Raw genomic sequence first — 17,518 nt, forward strand, 5'->3', positions numbered from 1 at the left:
ACGCAGAGCGTCCAGAACGGCATGCGACGCGGAGCGTCGCACGATAGTTAATACTGTCACGCCCTACACGCAGCCGCTGCCAACGCAAAGCTTTTCGGTCGCGATAGCACTGGCGACGCAAATTGCGACGTTAGTGACGGCTGAGTCCTGGCGCTGATCCGGGGGTAGCCTGGCAGGACGCCAGGCTAGCCGCACCGGGCCATGGATGGCCCGTTGCGGCGACCCCCGGATCAGTGACAGGGCGAAGGAACCCGACGAAGTCGGGCCGGAAACAGGAGCGAGGGGATTTGCCTACTTTGGCCCCATCAAAGTAGGTCGCCGAGGGGCGAAAAGGGGACTTGAGCAGAATCCAACCCACCTGACATCACAGAACTGCCATGTGACGCAGAGCGTCCAGAACGGCATGCGACACGGAGCGTCGCACGATAGTTGAGATTATCGTTCCTCACGCTCCAGCGTAGGAATGCCTTGGGTGACGCTCCGCGTCACAGATTTGTGCCGCATCGCACATTCAAGATCGGACGCAAATCCAGAACGACGAACCGAAGTGAAGCGTCGGCACGATAGTCAACGCGCGTATTGGCACGAGGGGCGTGATTCCAACAGGCACAAAAAAAGACGCCGAAGCGTCTTTTTCAGTCAAAGGCGGCCCCAGGTCACTTACCGACCTGTTTTTCCTTGATTTCAGCAAGTGTCTTGCAGTCGACGCACTGGTCGGCAGTCGGGCGCGCTTCAAGACGGCGAATGCCGATCTCTACGCCGCACGATTCACACCAGCCGTATTCTTCGTCCTTGATCAGTTGCAGCGTCTTGTCGATCTTCTTGATCAGCTTGCGTTCGCGGTCACGGGCACGAAGTTCAAGGCTGAACTCTTCTTCCTGACTGGCACGGTCGGCCGGGTCGGGAAAGTTGGCTGCTTCGTCCTTCATGTGGTCTACCGTTCGGTCGACCTCTTGCATCAAGTCCTGCTTCCACTTGTTCAGGATCTTGGTGAAGTGCGCGCGCATGGGCTCGCTCATGTACTCCTCACCCTTTGTTTCCGGGTAGGGTGCAAAGCCGCCGATTAGATGGCTGTGTTGCTTTTCTGGGGTGGGCATGTCTGGACCGCCTCTCACTCTTCTAATCTATTGCGCAGGATTGTTCCATCACCGACACCCGTCGGCCCTGCAGCTGCAAGCGGGCGAACTTACCAGATCAAATCGGAGTGCGCTACTCCCGGTTGTCGAGCATGACGACGCCGTCCGCGTATAGAGATGGCTATTTCACATCTGCCCTTCACTTAAATGAACTCTAGTCGATGCGTACCGTCGTAGCTTTCTTTTATTCAGCATTCGACGACTGGGTTTTTCAGCCCGTTAAAGCACCGTAGTGCGGTCGGTTCGGTAGAATCATGCCGCGTCGTCATGACAATCATGTTTTTAATACCCGCACCCATAAAGGAATATCCATGCCCCAGCCTTACAGTGCACGTAGTCGCGCCATCGAACCTTTTCATGTCATGGCGTTGCTGGCGCGTGCCAATGAACTGCAGGCAGCGGGTCATGACGTTATTCACCTTGAAATCGGCGAGCCCGATTTTACGACTGCGCAGCCCATCATCAAGGCTGGCCAGGCGGCGCTGGCAGACGGCAAGACTCGCTACACCGCCGCTCGTGGTCTTCCGCAACTGCGCGAAGCGATTTCCGGATTCTACGCCCGACGCTACGGCGTTGATATTGATCCCCAGCGCATTCTGGTCACGCCGGGCGGTTCGGGCGCGTTGTTGCTTGCCAGCAGCCTGTTGGTCGATCCGGGCAAGCATTGGTTGCTGGCCGACCCTGGCTACCCTTGCAATCGACACTTCCTGCGTTTGATCGAGGGCGAGGCGCAACTGGTGCCGGTCGGTCCGCAAGAACGCTATCAACTGAATCCCGAACTGGTGGCGGCTCACTGGAACCAGAACAGTGTCGGCGCACTGGTGGCATCGCCTGCCAATCCTACCGGCACGCTGCTGAATCGCGACGAACTGGCAGCCTTGTCACAAGCGCTGAAAGCTCGTAACGGCCACCTGGTGGTGGATGAGATTTACCACGGCCTGACCTACGGCGTGGAGGCCAGCAGTGTGCTGGAGGTGGATGACGAAGCGTTTGTTCTTAATAGTTTTTCAAAGTATTTCGGCATGACGGGCTGGCGCCTCGGTTGGCTGGTTGCACCGCAAGACGCCGTGGTCGATCTGGAAAAACTGGCGCAGAACCTCTACATCAGCGCACCAAGCATGGCGCAACATGCCGCGCTTGCCTGCTTTGAGCCTCAGACACTTGAAATATTCGAGCAGCGGCGCGCCGAGTTCGGCCGTCGCCGGGACTTCCTGTTGCCTGCGCTGCGCGAACTGGGTTTCGGTATTGCCGTCGAGCCGGAAGGGGCATTCTATTTGTACGCCGACATCTCGGCGTTTGGCGGCGATGCCTTCGCGTTCTGCCGGCATTTTCTGGAAACCGAGCATGTCGCTTTTACGCCAGGCCTGGACTTTGGTCGCCATCAGGCTGGGCATCATGTGCGCTTTGCCTATACACAGAGCCTGCCGCGCCTTCAGCAGGCAGTCGAGCGAATTGCTCGCGGTTTGCGTAGCTGGGGTGCCTGATGCGCTTTGCTCCGCAGCTTGAACAGGGACGCCTGCTGATCCGTTACAAACGCTTTCTGGCTGATATCGAAACCGACAGCGGCGAGCTGTTGACCATTCACTGCCCCAACACCGGTTCGATGCTCAACTGCATGATGCCCGGTGGGCGTGTGTGGTTCAGCCGTTCAAGTGACCCGAAGCGCAAGCTGCCGGGCACTTGGGAAATCAGCGAGACGCCGCAGGGCAGGCTGGCCTGTATCAACACCGGGCGAGCCAATACGCTGGTTGAAGAGGCCTTGCGCGCCGGGGTTATCAGCGAACTCGAGGGGTTTACGACGCTCAAGCGCGAGGTGGCCTACGGGCAGGAAAAGAGTCGTGTGGACTTTCGCCTTGAATACCCTGATGGCTATCTGTATCTGGAAGTGAAAAGTGTCACGTTGGGTTTCGATGATTCCAGTGTCGCTGCGTTTCCCGACGCGGTCACCCAGCGTGGTGCGCGGCACTTGCGTGAACTGGCCACGCTGGCGCGCGAGGGCGTGCGGGCCGTGTTGTTGTATTGCGTCAACCTCACCGGTATCGACGCCGTGCGACCCGCAAAGGAGATCGATCCGGCTTACGCGGCTGCGTTGCGCGAAGCCATTGACGCTGGTGTGCAAATTCTTGCCTACGGTGTGCACCTGACGTCAGACGAAATTGTTATTGACCGACGACTGCAGGTGCACTGGCTGGATTGAAGCGTTCTGGGCGTGGCGAGTCAGTCCTCGTCATCCTCCATGGGCAGCGACACCCAGATCCCCTCAGCATCTTCACGGCTCTGGATCGCCGTCAATGATTGGCCTTCGCAGGGGCCGGCAACGCATTCGCCATTCTCGATCAGAAACAACGCCCCATGCATTGCGCACCGGATCAGGCTGGCGCTGCTGTCGAGGAATTGATCCGGCTGCCATTCCAGGGCGATACCGCGATGCGGGCAGCGGTTTTTGTAGATGAACACTTCACCCTGACGACGTACTGCCAGCAATGCGTGTCCGCCTAGCTCGAAACCCCTGCTTTGGGCTTCGTGCAAGTGACTTGAGGTGCAAAGGAATTTCAAGAAGCCTCCACAGGCCTGTTTTTTGTGTAGACGCCTGACCTGGGTAGTCTGACAGCTTCTTTGGATTGTCGCGTTGTCGTACGCGGGGCTTGTTACAGGCTGCGTCAGTTTTTTCCTGTCTTCCTGTGGCTTTTTTCTCTGAGCATGGTCCTAGCGCCTTCTGGCCTTCAAGCCCGTATATCGTTCTGCCCATGTTTTGCAGAGCGAATACGCCATGAAAGAGATGACAGCAGATGATGAGCGGCTGGCGCGTCAGGTCATAAGGCTGCTTGAGCTGTTTGCCCTCAATGCCGACGATACGGAGCAGCGCATCGTCGGCATTTGTCAGCGCGCATGGACGCCTGTGGGGCAGGTTGCCGCGGTCTGCGTGCAGCCGCGTTTCGTGTGTCTGGCGCGCACCACCCTGGACCGTATGCTGGCGCATGACATCAAGGTTGTCGCCATAGTCAATTTCCCTCACGGCAGCAGCAACATTCAGTCAGTGACCTCGCAAGTTCGCGCTGCGCTGCTGTCCGGCGCGGACGAAATAGATGTCGTGTACCCCTTTCGCGCACTGCTCGGTGGGGACAGGCAGCCCGGCCTTGAGATGATATCGGCGTGCAGCTCATTGTGTTCAGGGCGGGTCAAACTCACCGCGACACTTGAAACCGGCGATCTGCGCGATTCCCAAATGATCCTCAATGCTTGCCGCGATGCGATTGTTTCGGGTGCCGACTTTATCAAGACCAGCACAGGCAAATCAGCCACCCACGTTACACCGCAGGCTGCGCGGGTGATGCTCGAGTCTATCGCGGACTTCGGCGGGCAGGTGGGGTTGAAGGTTGCGGGAGGGATCCGGACGTTCGACGAGGCACGTTTTTACATGACGCTGGCGCGTGCCCGTTTTGGTCGGCAATGGATGAACGCCGGGCGCGTGCGGTTGGGCGGCTCAAGCTTACTGGACGATTTGCTGGCCAGACTTGGCCTGTATGAGTCGTATGGCAACGGTTTTTGAGCGGTGGGCAGCTTTTTGAAGGACAAAAAAAGACCCGGCAAAGAGCCGGGTCAAAAACCGTGATTAGCCTGATGAGGAGATAATCTGAAAGTCCGAACCAAGGTCTTTCAGTTACCGTCCAGTCTCTCGACCGGATGTGATAATCATAACGATTCTCATTTCTAAGTCAACAGTTCTTTTGAACCTGTCCATGCTCATCACCTGACAGCTATCCATAGGCCAAAAATGCCTTGCACGGCATAACGGCTGGCTGCGCATGGCCGCGATATTTAGAGGGGGAGTTTCGGAAATGAAGCGACGCAGCGCCAGCCTGACATGCATTGCGCATGCAGGCTGCGAAGGTTTTACGGTTTTAGCGGGTGCGATAGCGCAGGCGTGTACCGAAATTTACCGACATCAGAATCTCGTCAGCCGAGAGCTCGGCGGGGAAGAACACGCCTGAAATCTGTGCGTGAGCGATACTCGCACCTTCCATCGGCGTGTGCCGCAGGTCCAGGCCGCGAAGGTCGGCAGACCGGAAGTAGGCGTCGGTGAAGTCGATACCGGCGGTGTCCAGTGCCCGCAGGTCCAGCCCTCGAAAGTCGCCCCCGGCCATGTCAATTGTGCCGGTCCGCGGTTTTTCCTGGTTGAAACCTTCGACATCATCTTTGCGCAGCAGCATATAAAGCGGTGAGTCGATCTGTTTGGGCTGGCTCATGATGGCCTCGGACATGTGGTTGCGTTGGAATTATGACGCCATTATATCGCCATCATTGCGAGGCCGTGAAGCGTTACCCGCTCAACGGCCATGTACCGGTTTTACAGCCCCGGCAGGCGCTGGCGCAGGTTGTCGATGAGGCTGTCCAGCTCACTGCTGATGTGGGTGGCAACCTTCTTGCTGCGCAGCGTTTCCTCTGCGCTCAGCGGTTCGCGGTTGGCCTGCTGGGCCTCGATGACCTCCAGGGTGGCGTCGGAAGGATCATTGTTCTGTGCCTGACGCTGGGCAAGCCAGCCAGCGATCACTGCCTGTGGTGCTTCGCAATCGAGGATCATAAACGGCACGCCGGTGTTTTCGGCGACTTTTGCCGCTGCATCACGCTGCCCATGCTTGAGGTAGGTGGCATCGATCACTACCGAGAAGCCTGCGCGAAGGGTTATACCGGCAAGTTCGTGCAGGTGTGCATAGGTTGCATCGTTGGCTTGCGCGCCATACATCTCTTCATCTCGCCCGGCAAATAGGCGCTTGCGCTCTATGTCCGAACGCAGGCGAATGGCGCCCAGCGATTCCACCAGGCGCATTGCGACATGGCTTTTGCCGACGGCTGATACACCGTGGGTAATTGTCAGGAACGGTGAGGGAATGGCGCTGTAGCTTTCGGCCAGATTGGCGTAGTTGCGGTATTGACGAAGCGTCGCTGCGCGCTGCACACCGTCGGCATCGGATGGCTGGCTGAACAGCGCCACTTTGGCACGAACCATCGCCCGATAAGCCTTGTAGAAATTCAGCAGTTCCAGGCCTGCGTAGTCGCCGGTGACTTCCAGGTACTGGCTGATCAGGCGCCGGGAAAGGGATTTCAGGCCGCGGTCCTCAAGGTCCATTGCCAGGAAGCCGATGTCGGCGTACACGTCGGTCTTGCGGAACGGTTCGTTGAACTCGATGCAGTCAAACAGCACGACCTTGCCGTCAATCACTGTCGCGTTGCCCAGATGGATGTCGCCGTGGCATTCGCGGATGAATCCGTCGGCCTTGCGCTGAGCCAGCAGTGGCTTGAGCCGCGCAAAGCTAGACTCTGCCCACGCCTGCAGGGCATCGAGCTGTGCCAGGTCGGATTTTTCGCTGATCAGTGGACGAATCTGCTCAAAATTCTGTACCACGGGGGCCATCACGCTGTCTGGCGAGCCCAGTTCGCTTTCGGTTCCGACCTGCGGCGAGCTGAGGTGGAAGCCTGCGATCTGGCGCGCCAGTTCGTCGATATGCGCAGTGGTCACCTCGCCGTTGGCCTGCAGGGTGCTGAGCAGGCCGTCCTGTGAAAACTGCTTCATCTTCAAGGCGTATTCGATGACTTCGCCGTCGCCGCCCAATTGCGGCGCGTCGACTGTGCCGGTGATCGGCAGCACTTCGATGTAGAGGTCGTCGGTCAGGCGCTGATTGAGGCGCAGCTCTTCTTCGCAGAAATGCTTACGCAGAGCCAGCGTAGTAAAATCCAGAAAACCGAAGTTCATCGGCTTCTTGAATTTGTAGGCATACGGGCCAGTCAGCAGAACCCACGAAATGTGCGTTTCGATGAGCTGGAAATTCTCCACCTGATGTGGGAAAAGAGCAGGGTTCTGCAGGGCAGCGATCAAAGACTTGCTCACGGGCGATCCTTCAGGAATGTGTTCAAAATGTAAGTACGCGATGCCGCCATTATGGCCGCTTGGCGCGAGGCTGCAAACCGCTGACTCGGGCGTCTGTCGATCCTTGCTAAAGTGCGTATAATCCGCGCCCATGACTCGATCCCGCACCTCTCGTTCTCCTAAAAAGCAACCTCCTCGCAGCCTGAACAAGTGGCTGGGCTGGGCGTTGAAGCTCGGTATTGTCGGCCTGGTTCTGCTGGGCGGCCTGGCCATTTACCTCGATGCAATCGTTCAGGAGAAGTTCTCCGGCAAGCGCTGGACCATTCCGGCCAAGGTCTATGCACGACCGCTGGAGCTGTTCGTCGGACAGAAGCTGAGCCGCGATGATTTTCTCATCGAACTCGACGCCTTGGGTTATCGCCGCGAAAGCGTCGCGAATGGTCCTGGCGCTGCGGCGGTGAATGGCAATACCGTCGACCTCAACACGCGGGGTTTCCAGTTCTACGAAGGCACTGATGCGGCGCAGCAGGTGCGCGTGCGCTTTTCCGGTGATTACGTCGCCGACCTGTCGTCGGGCAATGGTGCCAAGCTTGCCGTGGCGCGGCTGGAGCCCTTGCTGATCGGCGGGCTTTACCCGAAGAACCTCGAAGACCGGATCCTGATCAAGCTTGATCAGGCACCGCCGTATCTGCTCGACGGGCTGGTGGCGGTCGAGGACCGCGATTTCTATCACCACTTCGGCGTGTCGCCCAAGTCCATTGCCCGGGCTATCTGGGTGAATACTTCGCAAGGGCAGATGCGCCAGGGCGGCAGTACGCTGACCCAGCAGTTGGTCAAGAACTTCTACCTGACCAACGAGCGCAGCCTGACCCGCAAGCTAACCGAGGCCATGATGGCGGTCTTGCTGGAGATCCATTACAGCAAGCAGGAAATCCTCGAGGCTTACCTCAATGAAGTGTTTGTCGGTCAGGACGGTCAACGTGCAGTGCACGGTTTTGGTCTGGCCAGTCAGTATTTCTTCAGCCAGCCGCTTTCCGAACTGAAGATTCATCAGGTGGCGATGCTGGTCGGGCTGGTCAAGGGGCCGTCCTTCTACAACCCGCGCCGCAATCCCGAGCGTGCTCTGGAGCGTCGTAATCTGGTGCTTGACCTGTTTGAGCAGCAAGGTGTGGCAACCCCCGAAGTGGTGGCCGCCGCGAAGAAATTGCCACTGGGTGTGACCAAGACCGGCACGCTCGCCGACAGCTCATTCCCGGCTTTTCTGGATCTGGTCAAGCGCCAGTTACGCGAAGACTATCGCGATGAAGACTTGACCGAAGAAGGGCTGCGGATCTTTACCAGCTTTGATCCGATCCTGCAGATGAAGTCCCAGGCCGCTATGGACGACACGTTCAAAAAGCTCGCCGGGCGCAAGGGTGTTGATGAAGTAGAGGCGGGTATGGTCGTCACCAACCCGGAGACCGGTGAGGTGCAGGCGCTGATTGGCGGTCGCGAGGCCGGGTTCTCGGGTTTCAACCGGGCGATCGATGCAGTGCGTCCGATAGGCTCGCTGGTCAAGCCGGCTATTTACCTGACCGCACTGGAACGTCCGAGCCAGTACACGCTGACCAGCTGGATTGCCGACGAACTGTTTCAGGTCAAGGGCGCTGATGGCCAGATCTGGAAACCGCAGAACTACGATCACAAGTCGCATGGCAACATCTTTCTGTATCAAGGGCTGGCGCATTCCTACAACCTGTCGACTGCCAAGCTGGGCCTTGAGCTGGGTATTCCAACTGTCTTCAAGACACTGGCCAAGCTGGGTGTAACGCGTGAGTGGCCTGCTTATCCGTCGATGCTGCTGGGTGCGGGCGGCTTGAGTCCGATGGAAGTCGCCACTATGTACCAGACCATCGCCAGCGGCGGGTTCAATACGCCGATGCGTGGTATTCGCAGTGTGCTGACCGCCGAAGGTGAACCGCTCAAGCGTTATCCGTTCAAGATCGAGCAGCGTTTCGATCCGGGTGCCATTTACCTGGTACAGAATGCGATGCAGCGGGTCATGCGCGAAGGGACTGGCAAATCTGTTTACAACGTGTTGCCGAGCTCGCTGAATCTGGCGGGCAAGACCGGCACCAGTAATGACTCGCGCGACAGCTGGTTCGCCGGTTTCAGTCAGGATCTGCTGGCCGTAGTGTGGATGGGCCGTGATGATAACGGCAAGACACCGTTTACTGGCGCCACTGGTGCCTTGCAGGTCTGGACCAGCTTTATGCGCAAGGCCAATCCGCTGCCGCTGGACATGGCGATGCCGGATAACGTCGTTCAGGCATGGGTCGATGCGCAGACAGGCCAGGGTTCTGACTCAAGCTGCCCGAATGCAGTGCAGATGCCGTATATTCGCGGCAGTGAGCCCCAGCCCGGCGCGACATGCGGCGGCGCTCCGGCACCTGCCACTGAGGTGATGGACTGGGTCAAGGGTTGGTTGAACTAGGCAATCGAGGTTTTGAAGTGAATAAATGGTGGATTCCAGCTTTAACGGCACTGGCCTTGCTGAACGGCTGCGCCAGTGTGGAACGCGGCTCGATTCCGGTCGTGGATTCGAGCTCCAAGGTGTCCAACGGCGAGCGCGCGGCAGCGTCGCGTAACGGCACTTACCGAACCAACACCGCTCCAGTCCAGCAGCCGCAAGCCGTGCCGCAGGATTCGGGTGTCGTGGTGATGGTGCCTGGCGCGGGTGGTTCCGATGCAGGGCAGAGCTTCTCTGCGCCGACCAGTCAGGCTCCGTTCAGTGTCAACACGCCGCCTGTCGATGCCGCTCCGGTCAATCAGGCCCCGATCAGCCCGGCTCCGGCGAACAACAGTTACAGCATGCCGGCGGCCTCTGCACCGACCGGGATTCCGTCCAGTGGCGGCGGTCTGTCAGAGGACGAGCAGCTTGACGGGCCGGTATTGGCGTTGCTGACCACGGCACAGCAACAGCAGAGCAGTGGCGACCTCAACGGCGCATCCTCAAGCCTGGAGCGCGCGCAGCGTGTCGCCCCGCGTGAGCCTCAGGTGCTTTATCGTCTGGCTCAGGTGCGTCTGGCTCAGGGCGATGCAGCTCAGGCAGAGCAACTGGCTCGTCGCGGTCTGACCTACGCCAACGGGCGTACCAGCCTTCAGGCCAGCCTTTGGGGTCTGATCGCCCAGTCTCGCGAAAAGCAGGGTGACGCGGCCGGTGCTGCGCTGGCTCGCCAAAAGGCTCGCTGATGGACGTACGTTTGCCTGAGGTGGCCGAGCAGTTGCTGTTGATAGAGCGCGAGTTGCGCGCGCTGGGCTGGTGGGATACGACGCCGCCCAGCGAGCAGGCGCTTGCCAGTCAGGAACCGTTCAGCGTCGATACGCTCGAGTTCGCGCAGTGGCTGCAATGGATCTTCCTGCCGCGCATGAAAGTCATCCTCGAGCGTGACCTGCCGCTGCCCAATGCGTCCGGCATTCTGGAGATGGCCGAGATGGTCTATGCCGGGCGCCTGAGTGAAACCCGGCTGCTGCAGCAGCATCTGGCACGGTTCGACCAGTTGATTACGGCCGCTCGCTGAGCCAATCCTCTAGCGACAGAATTCGCTGATGGCTTTCTCGGTTTCTTCGATACGCGTCTTGCGGTTTTCATCCGTGAGACGCCTCGACTCTCCTCCGACCTGCTCGCGCACTCGCGGATTGTTCTGCAACTGCGCGAGATTGGTGCGCAGGGTTTCGCAATTCTCCGCGCGTTTCGCTTCCTGAGCCTTCACCTGACTTTTGACTTTCTGGTCAATAGCGCGTTGCTGTGCAGCTCCGTCGTCCGCAGGAGTGCTGGGCGCAGAGGCAGGCGGCGGCGTCTGCACATTGATTTCCTGCACCTGCTGGCCGGTGGGGGGTTGAGCATCAAAATGCGTCACGCCCTGAGCGTCGACCCACTTATAGATTGAGGCGGCCTGGCTGGTTGTGCTGAGGGCCAGTGCGGCGGCGAGAATCATCCAATGCATGTCGTGTCCTTGAGAGTCTGTGCACACAGAAAACTACCATAACGGTGCATTTCAGTCCGAAACGGTGCGATTTCGCCGGTCCTCTGTCAAGAAAGCGCACGGATCACTTGACTTGAAGGGGGGGAATCACAACAATCCAAAGTTCGCTGTAGAAGGACTGCCAGAAGCAGACCCTCTCAGTAGATCATGAGGCGCACACCCGCGCCGACCTGTAACACCCGCAACGCGTTACCTCGCGCTGGGTGGGAATGTTCCGCAACACTCAGGGACCTCCCAATACTTGCTCAGTCAGTGCTGACGTAGTCGGCGACCACCGTCGCTCATGCTCTGCTGGCAGTAAACCTATTAAGACCCGTCCCGGAGTGGGCGGTATTCTGGCGTTTTAGAGGTGAACAACGTGGAGCTTTTATCTGGCGCTGAAATGGTCGTCCGCTTTTTGCGTGACGAAGGCGTTGAGCATATCTATGGGTACCCGGGTGGTGCTCTCCTGCATGTCTACGATGCCCTGTTCAAAGAACCGGCGGTAAGCCATATCCTTGTTCGCCACGAGCAGGCTGCCACGCACATGGCCGACGGCTATGCGCGGGCTACCGGCAAGGCGGGCGTGGTGCTGGTGACGTCCGGCCCAGGTGCAACCAATGCCATTACCGGTATCGCCACGGCGTACATGGACTCCATTCCGATGGTGGTTCTGTCTGGTCAGGTAGCGAGCACGCTGGTGGGTACCGATGCCTTCCAGGAGACCGACATGATCGGTATCTCCCGGCCGATCGTGAAGCACAGCTTCATGATCAAGCACCCGTCGGAAATCCCGGAAGTCCTGAAAAAGGCTTTCTACCTGGCGCAGTCCGGTCGTCCGGGCCCTGTAGTGGTCGACATTCCGAAAGACATGACCAACCCGGCCGAGAAATTCGAATACGTCTTTCCGAAAAAAGCCAAGCTGCGCTCCTACAGCCCAGCGGTCCGTGGCCATTCCGGCCAGATCCGCAAAGCCGTCGAGATGCTGCTGGCGGCCAAGCGTCCTATCGTCTACGCCGGTGGCGGCGTGATCATGGGCAATGCTTCGGCGCAACTGACCGAACTGGCGCAACTGCTCAATGCTCCGGTCACCAATACCCTGATGGGGCTTGGCTGCTATCCGGGCACGGATCGTCAGTTCGTCGGCATGCTCGGGATGCACGGCAGCTACACCGCCAACCTCGCGATGCACCACACCGATGTGATCCTGGCAGTCGGCGCGCGCTTTGATGATCGTGTCATCAATGGCGCGAGCAAGTTCTGTCCGAACGCAAAAATCATCCACATCGACATCGACCCGGCTTCGATCTCCAAGACCATCAAGGCCGACGTGCCTATCGTCGGTCCTGTCGAAAGCGTGCTTACCGAAATGGTCGCCACTTTGAAAGAGATCGGCGAGACACCTGACAAGGCATCCGTTGCCGCGTGGTGGAAGCAGATTGACGAGTGGCGCGGTGCGGGTGATCTGTTCCCGTACAACCGTGGCGATGGCACGGTCATCAAGCCGCAAGCCGTTATCGAAACGCTGTGCGAAGTCACCAAGGGCGACGCTTACGTCACCTCGGACGTTGGCCAGCACCAGATGTTCGCTGCGCAGTACTACCGTTTCAACAAGCCGAACCGCTGGATCAACTCGGGCGGTCTGGGCACGATGGGCTTTGGCTTCCCGGCTGCGATGGGCGTAAAGCTGAGCTTTCCGGATGCGCACGTTGCCTGTGTGACCGGTGAAGGCAGTATCCAGATGAACATTCAGGAACTGTCGACCTGCCTGCAATACGGCTTGCCGGTGAAGATCATCCTGCTCAATAACGGTGTTCTGGGCATGGTCCGTCAGTGGCAAGACATGAGCTATGGCTCGCGTCACTCGCATTCCTACATGGAATCGCTGCCTGATTTCGTCAAGCTGGTCGAAGCCTATGGCCACGTCGGCATGCGTATCACTGACCTGAAGGACTTGAAGCCGAAGATGGAAGAAGCTTTTGCCATGACTGATCGTCTGGTGTTCATGGATATTCAGGTCGATGTGACCGAGCACGTCTACCCGATGCAGATCAAGGACGGCTCCATGCGCGATATGTGGTTGAGCAAGACGGAGCGGACATAATCATGCGCCATATCATTTCCCTGCTGCTGGAAAACGAACCGGGTGCATTGTCTCGCGTCGTCGGTCTGTTCTCCCAGCGCAACTACAACATCGAAAGCCTGACGGTTGCGCCGACCGAAGACCCGACCCTGTCGCGTCTGACGCTCACCACCGTAGGCCATGATGAGGTGATCGAGCAGATCACCAAGAACCTCAACAAACTTATCGAAGTGGTCAAGCTGGTCGACCTGTCGGAAAGCGCTCACATCGAGCGCGAACTGATGTTGGTCAAGGTCAAGGCCACTGGCGCGCAGCGTGCCGAGATCAAGCGCACCACGGATATTTTCCGCGGGCAGATCGTCGACGTGACCGCCAGCGTTTATACCGTGCAGCTGAGTGGCACGAGCGACAAACTGGACAGCTTCATTCAGGCCATCGGCACCGCCGCTATCCTGGAAACAGTACGCAGCGGCGTAACGGGCATTGCCCGTGGCGACAAAGTGCTGAGCATTTAAATCAATTAAGCAAATGGCCTGAACGGCCAAGATAACAGGGGATTTCCATGAAAGTTTTCTACGACAAAGACTGTGACCTTTCGATCATCCAGGGCAAGAAAGTCGCCATCATCGGTTACGGTTCGCAAGGCCACGCTCAAGCGTGCAACCTGAAAGACTCCGGCGTTGATGTCACTGTTGGCCTGCGTAAAGGTTCGGCTACTGTCGCCAAGGCCGAGGCTCATGGCCTGAAAGTGACTGATGTTGCTTCTGCCGTTGCTGCTGCCGACCTGGTCATGATCCTGACCCCGGACGAGTTTCAGTCCCAGCTGTACAAGAACGAAGTCGAGCCGAACCTGAAAAAGGGCGCAACACTGGCGTTCTCCCACGGCTTCGCGATTCACTACAACCAGGTTGTACCGCGCGCTGACCTCGACGTGATCATGATCGCGCCAAAAGCTCCAGGCCACACCGTACGTACCGAGTTCGTCAAGGGCGGCGGTATTCCTGACCTGATCGCGGTTTATCAGGATGCTTCCGGCAACGCCAAGAACGTTGCCCTGTCCTACGCTTCGGGCGTTGGCGGCGGCCGTACCGGCATCATCGAAACCACCTTCAAGGACGAGACTGAAACCGACCTGTTCGGCGAGCAGGCTGTTCTGTGCGGCGGTACTGTCGAGCTGGTAAAAGCTGGTTTCGAAACGCTGGTTGAAGCTGGCTACGCGCCGGAAATGGCCTACTTCGAGTGCCTGCACGAACTGAAGCTGATCGTTGATCTCATGTACGAAGGCGGTATCGCCAACATGAACTACTCGATCTCCAACAACGCCGAATACGGCGAGTACGTGACCGGCCCTGAAGTCATCAACGCTGAATCCCGCCAGGCCATGCGCAACGCTCTGAAGCGCATCCAGGATGGTGAATACGCGAAGATGTTCATCAGCGAAGGCGCTACCGGCTACCCATCGATGACCGCCAAGCGTCGTAACAACGCTGCCCACGGCATCGAAATCATCGGCGAGAAACTGCGCTCGATGATGCCTTGGATCGCTGCGAACAAAATCGTCGACAAAGACAAGAACTAAGCTTTAGCTTCGCAAAAAAACGCGGCCAATCGGTCGCGTTTTTTCGTTATGGGTCAGGCTCTGGTATAAAGCTGCATCGTTTGCCGCCGAACCCTCGCGGCAGACCTCTGTCGAACCTTTTCATACCGCTGCAAGGTAATCTCCATGAGCGAACGTCCCGAGGAGCCCAACAAGGCCTCCGACGCTGAAAGTCTGCTACCTATCGATGAACATGTGGAAGAAGGGCATGACGCCGAAGGCCGGCAGGTCCGGCATCGCGGTATCTATCTGCTGCCCAACCTGTTTACCACTGCGAACCTGTTCGCTGGCTTTTACTCCATCATCAGTTCCATGAGCGCACAAAGCGCGATGAGTGCGGGTGATACCGCCGGCGCGAGCAAGTATTTCGCGTTCGCTGCCATTGCGATCTTCGTCGCCATGGTTCTCGACGGGCTGGATGGTCGCGTTGCGCGCATGACCAATACCCAGAGCGCGTTTGGTGCCGAATACGATTCCCTGTCCGACATGGTCGCCTTTGGTGTGGCACCCGCGCTGCTGGCATTCGGTTGGGCATTGGGTGACATGGGCAAGGTGGGCTGGATGGTCGCCTTCATCTATGTGGCGGGCGCGGCATTGCGTCTGGCGCGCTTCAACACTCAGGTCGGCAAGGCTGACAAACGTTACTTCATCGGTTTGGCTAGCCCGGCTGCTGCAGGTGTTGTGGCCGGCACGGTCTGGGCGTTCAGTGATTTCGGGATTCAGGGTTCGAAGCTGTCGTTCCTGGTGGCCTTGCTGGTTGCGGCGGCAGGCATGCTGATGGTCAGCAACATCAAGTACAACAGCTTCAAGGAGCTGGACCTGAAAGGGCGTGTACCTTTTGTTGCGATTCTGGCCGTGGTGCTGGTGTTTGCCGTGGTATTCAGCGATCCGCCACGTATTCTGCTGCTGATATTCCTCGCCTATGCCCTGTCTGGACCGATTCAGTACCTATTGCGTCGCCGCAAGGCCTAGTCAATGATCTAATTTCCACCATACTCCGTAGTCTATTGGTGCATCAGTTCCCTGGCCTGCGGAGTCATCATGCTAATCAAGCTTCCTTCTTCGTCCGACTCCAAAGAGTCGGACGTCACGCCTGAATCCATCTATCTCTCGCGACGTACGTTGCTCGGCGGCTCGCTTGCGGGTCTGGCCGTCACGGCACTGCCACGCTGGGCAAGCGCTGCAGACGCTTCGCGCTATGCGGATGTAGAGCCCGGGAAAGCGCCGGGCTGGTTTGCCGACAAGCTGCCTTCTACAAAATGGCAGGCGGTCAACGTCAAGGATGAGGCGATCACGCCGTTCAAGGACGCGACCCACTACAACAACTTCTACGAGTTTGGTACCGACAAGGGCGATCCGGCAAAGAATGCCGGTTCCTTGCAGACCGAGCCGTGGAGTGTCGTGATCGATGGCGAAGTCGGCAAGCCGGGCCGCTATGCGCTGGAAGACTTCATGAAGCCTTATCAGCTGGAGGAGCGGATCTATAGGCTGCGCTGCGTCGAAGCCTGGTCGATGGTCATTCCCTGGATGGGCTTTCCTATCTCTGCACTGCTTAAGCAGGTAGAGCCGACCTCGAAGGCCAAATACATTCGCTTCGAAACGCTTGAAGACCCAAAGTCCATGCCTGGGCAACGCTCTGACTTTGCCCTCATCGACTGGCCGTATGTAGAAGGACTGCGGTTGGATGAGGCGATGAATCCATTGGCGATTCTTGCGGTGGGCATGTATGGGCGTGAGTTGCCTAATCAGAACGGCGCGCCGCTGCGTTTGGTGGTGCCTTGGAAGTATGGCTTCAAGAGTGTGAAGTCAATTGTGCGTATCAGTCTGGTCAGTGAGCAACCGAAGACCACATGGCAAAGCATTGCGGCAAATGAGTACGGCTTCTATGCCAACGTTAACCCGACGGTGGATCACCCTCGTTGGACTCAGGCCCGAGAGCGTCGCTTGCCGAGCGGCCTGTTCAGTCCGAATCTGCGCGACACGAAAATGTTCAACGGTTATGAGGAGGAGGTGGGTGCCTTGTATGCCGGTATGGATTTGCGGAAGGACTATTGATGCGATACCCGTTCTGGCGTCTGGCTGTATTTCTCGCCGCGTGCGTTGCGCCGGTCTGGTGGCTCTATCAGGCATGGATCTTTGCCTTGGGGCCTGATCCGGGCAAGGTTCTGGTAGAAGATTTCGGGCTAGCGACTCTGGTGATGTTGCTGATCACAATGTCCATGACGCCTTTGCAGCGCCTGACCGGCTGGCCGGGATGGATCGTTGTCCGTCGTCAACTGGGGTTGTGGTGTTTTGCTTATGTAGTGCTGCACATGACGATGTATGCGCTGTTCATCCTCGGGCTGGATTTAGGCCAGTTAGGCGTGGAGCTGGTCAAGCGTCCCTATATCATCGTGGGGGCGTTGGCGTTTCTCGGGCTGCTGGCTTTGGCTGTGACGTCCAATCGCTATAGTCAGCGTCGACTCGGAGCGCGCTGGAAGAAGCTACACCGGCTTATATATGTGATTCTGGGGCTGGGCTTGCTGCACATGTTCTGGATTGTCAGGGCTGACCTTAAGGAATGGGCGCTGTATGCGGGGATAGGCGCGTTCCTGTTGCTGCTGCGGATTCCAATGATTACAAGGCGAATCCCGCGTCTTGGAGGTTCCGCCGGGACAGGATCGAAGAAAGTTCAAAATAACGGTTGACGCCCTCTGTGATCTGTCTATAATTCGCCGCACTTCCGGCGCAGACAGAAACGAAAAAGCCTTGCAGATCAATAGTTTACAGGGATTTGGAGTGAAGAGTCAGCGAGGAAAAAGGTCGAGTCTGCAGTGATCGACAGCGGTGAGA

General features: G+C 58.1%; 17 protein-coding genes. 12 read left to right on the forward strand and 5 right to left on the reverse strand.

The genetic code is table 11. The annotated features are described in order from the left end of the window. Positions 1-656: 656 nt before the first annotated feature. The gene (gene dksA / locus RYA97_RS18025) at positions 657-1,097 is read right to left on the reverse strand and encodes an RNA polymerase-binding protein DksA (protein WP_002552063.1); all 441 of its coding nucleotides are present in this window, start codon (positions 1,095-1,097) and stop codon (positions 657-659) included. A 350-nt stretch (positions 1,098-1,447) separates the two neighbouring features. On the opposite strand from dksA, the gene RYA97_RS18030 reads away from it, so the two are divergent. Continuing rightward, a complete protein-coding gene (locus tag RYA97_RS18030) occupies positions 1,448-2,620 on the forward strand; it encodes a pyridoxal phosphate-dependent aminotransferase (RefSeq protein WP_117140387.1) in 1,173 nt (390 codons plus the stop codon). Beyond that, a complete protein-coding gene (gene sfsA, locus RYA97_RS18035) occupies positions 2,620-3,333 on the forward strand; it encodes a DNA/RNA nuclease SfsA (protein WP_005745522.1) in 714 nt (237 codons plus the stop codon). The genes RYA97_RS18030 and sfsA overlap by 1 nt, the downstream gene beginning before the upstream one ends. A 20-nt stretch (positions 3,334-3,353) precedes the next feature. On the opposite strand, the gene RYA97_RS18040 is transcribed toward sfsA, so the two are convergent. Next, the gene (locus RYA97_RS18040) at positions 3,354-3,692 is read right to left on the reverse strand and encodes a Rieske (2Fe-2S) protein (RefSeq protein WP_080164419.1); all 339 of its coding nucleotides are present in this window, start codon (positions 3,690-3,692) and stop codon (positions 3,354-3,356) included. Between the two features lie 214 nt (positions 3,693-3,906). Here RYA97_RS18040 and deoC point away from each other — a divergent pair, with 214 nt between their 5' ends. After that, positions 3,907-4,686, forward strand: coding sequence for a deoxyribose-phosphate aldolase (gene deoC / locus RYA97_RS18045; RefSeq protein WP_117140386.1), 780 nt, complete (start codon positions 3,907-3,909; stop codon positions 4,684-4,686). A gap of 352 nt (positions 4,687-5,038) precedes the next feature. Here deoC and RYA97_RS18050 read toward each other — a convergent pair whose 3' ends face one another. Further along, the gene (locus RYA97_RS18050) at positions 5,039-5,383 is read right to left on the reverse strand and encodes a pentapeptide repeat-containing protein (RefSeq protein WP_002552068.1); all 345 of its coding nucleotides are present in this window, start codon (positions 5,381-5,383) and stop codon (positions 5,039-5,041) included. A gap of 101 nt (positions 5,384-5,484) precedes the next feature. After that, on the reverse strand, positions 5,485-7,023 hold the full coding sequence (locus tag RYA97_RS18055) for a bifunctional aminoglycoside phosphotransferase/ATP-binding protein (RefSeq protein ID WP_016981155.1): 1,539 nt from the start codon (positions 7,021-7,023) through the stop codon (positions 5,485-5,487). A 130-nt stretch (positions 7,024-7,153) separates the two neighbouring features. Here RYA97_RS18055 and mrcB point away from each other — a divergent pair, with 130 nt between their 5' ends. The 3 genes from mrcB to RYA97_RS18070 are packed head-to-tail and all read left to right on the forward strand — an operon-like array spanning position 7,154 to position 10,562. After that, on the forward strand, positions 7,154-9,475 hold the full coding sequence (mrcB, locus tag RYA97_RS18060; RefSeq protein ID WP_002552070.1) for a penicillin-binding protein 1B: 2,322 nt from the start codon (positions 7,154-7,156) through the stop codon (positions 9,473-9,475). A gap of 17 nt (positions 9,476-9,492) precedes the next feature. Next, positions 9,493-10,233 (forward strand): tetratricopeptide repeat protein, encoded by a 741-nt coding sequence (locus RYA97_RS18065; RefSeq protein WP_044293652.1) that lies wholly within the window; start codon positions 9,493-9,495, stop codon positions 10,231-10,233. Beyond that, positions 10,233-10,562, forward strand: coding sequence for a YqcC family protein (locus tag RYA97_RS18070; protein ID WP_002552072.1), 330 nt, complete (start codon positions 10,233-10,235; stop codon positions 10,560-10,562). The genes RYA97_RS18065 and RYA97_RS18070 overlap by 1 nt, the downstream gene beginning before the upstream one ends. A 9-nt stretch (positions 10,563-10,571) precedes the next feature. Here the strand turns inward: RYA97_RS18070 and RYA97_RS18075 are convergent, their stop codons facing one another. Then, complete coding sequence (locus RYA97_RS18075) at positions 10,572-10,988, reverse strand: DUF4124 domain-containing protein (protein ID WP_005745528.1); 417 nt, start codon at positions 10,986-10,988, stop codon at positions 10,572-10,574. A 397-nt stretch (positions 10,989-11,385) separates the two neighbouring features. On the opposite strand from RYA97_RS18075, the gene RYA97_RS18080 reads away from it, so the two are divergent. The 6 genes from RYA97_RS18080 to msrQ all read left to right on the forward strand — a co-directional run bounded on the left by RYA97_RS18080 (position 11,386) and on the right by msrQ (position 17,373). Beyond that, a complete protein-coding gene (locus tag RYA97_RS18080) occupies positions 11,386-13,110 on the forward strand; it encodes an acetolactate synthase 3 large subunit (protein ID WP_002552074.1) in 1,725 nt (574 codons plus the stop codon). A 2-nt stretch (positions 13,111-13,112) separates the two neighbouring features. Continuing rightward, positions 13,113-13,604, forward strand: a complete 492-nt coding sequence (gene ilvN, locus RYA97_RS18085; protein ID WP_002552075.1) for an acetolactate synthase small subunit — start codon at positions 13,113-13,115, stop codon at positions 13,602-13,604. A 47-nt stretch (positions 13,605-13,651) separates the two neighbouring features. Beyond that, positions 13,652-14,668, forward strand: a complete 1,017-nt coding sequence (gene ilvC, locus RYA97_RS18090) for a ketol-acid reductoisomerase (RefSeq protein WP_002552076.1) — start codon at positions 13,652-13,654, stop codon at positions 14,666-14,668. Positions 14,669-14,812: 144 nt separating this feature from the next. Next, positions 14,813-15,658 carry a CDP-diacylglycerol--serine O-phosphatidyltransferase gene (gene pssA, locus RYA97_RS18095; protein ID WP_002552077.1) on the forward strand — a complete coding sequence of 282 codons (846 nt, stop codon included), beginning with the start codon at positions 14,813-14,815 and terminating at the stop codon, positions 15,656-15,658. A 69-nt stretch (positions 15,659-15,727) separates the two neighbouring features. Beyond that, positions 15,728-16,741, forward strand: a complete 1,014-nt coding sequence (gene msrP, locus RYA97_RS18100; protein WP_004667380.1) for a protein-methionine-sulfoxide reductase catalytic subunit MsrP — start codon at positions 15,728-15,730, stop codon at positions 16,739-16,741. Then, positions 16,741-17,373: a protein-methionine-sulfoxide reductase heme-binding subunit MsrQ gene (gene msrQ, locus RYA97_RS18105; protein WP_004658606.1), complete on the forward strand. Its 633-nt coding sequence runs from the start codon at positions 16,741-16,743 to the stop codon at positions 17,371-17,373. Before msrP ends, msrQ begins: the two co-directional genes overlap by 1 nt. Positions 17,374-17,518 lie beyond the last annotated feature (145 nt).

It is taken from the genome of Pseudomonas syringae group sp. 26L6 (assembly GCF_032587815.1).
Classification (GTDB): Bacteria; Pseudomonadota; Gammaproteobacteria; order Pseudomonadales; family Pseudomonadaceae; genus Aquipseudomonas; species Aquipseudomonas amygdali.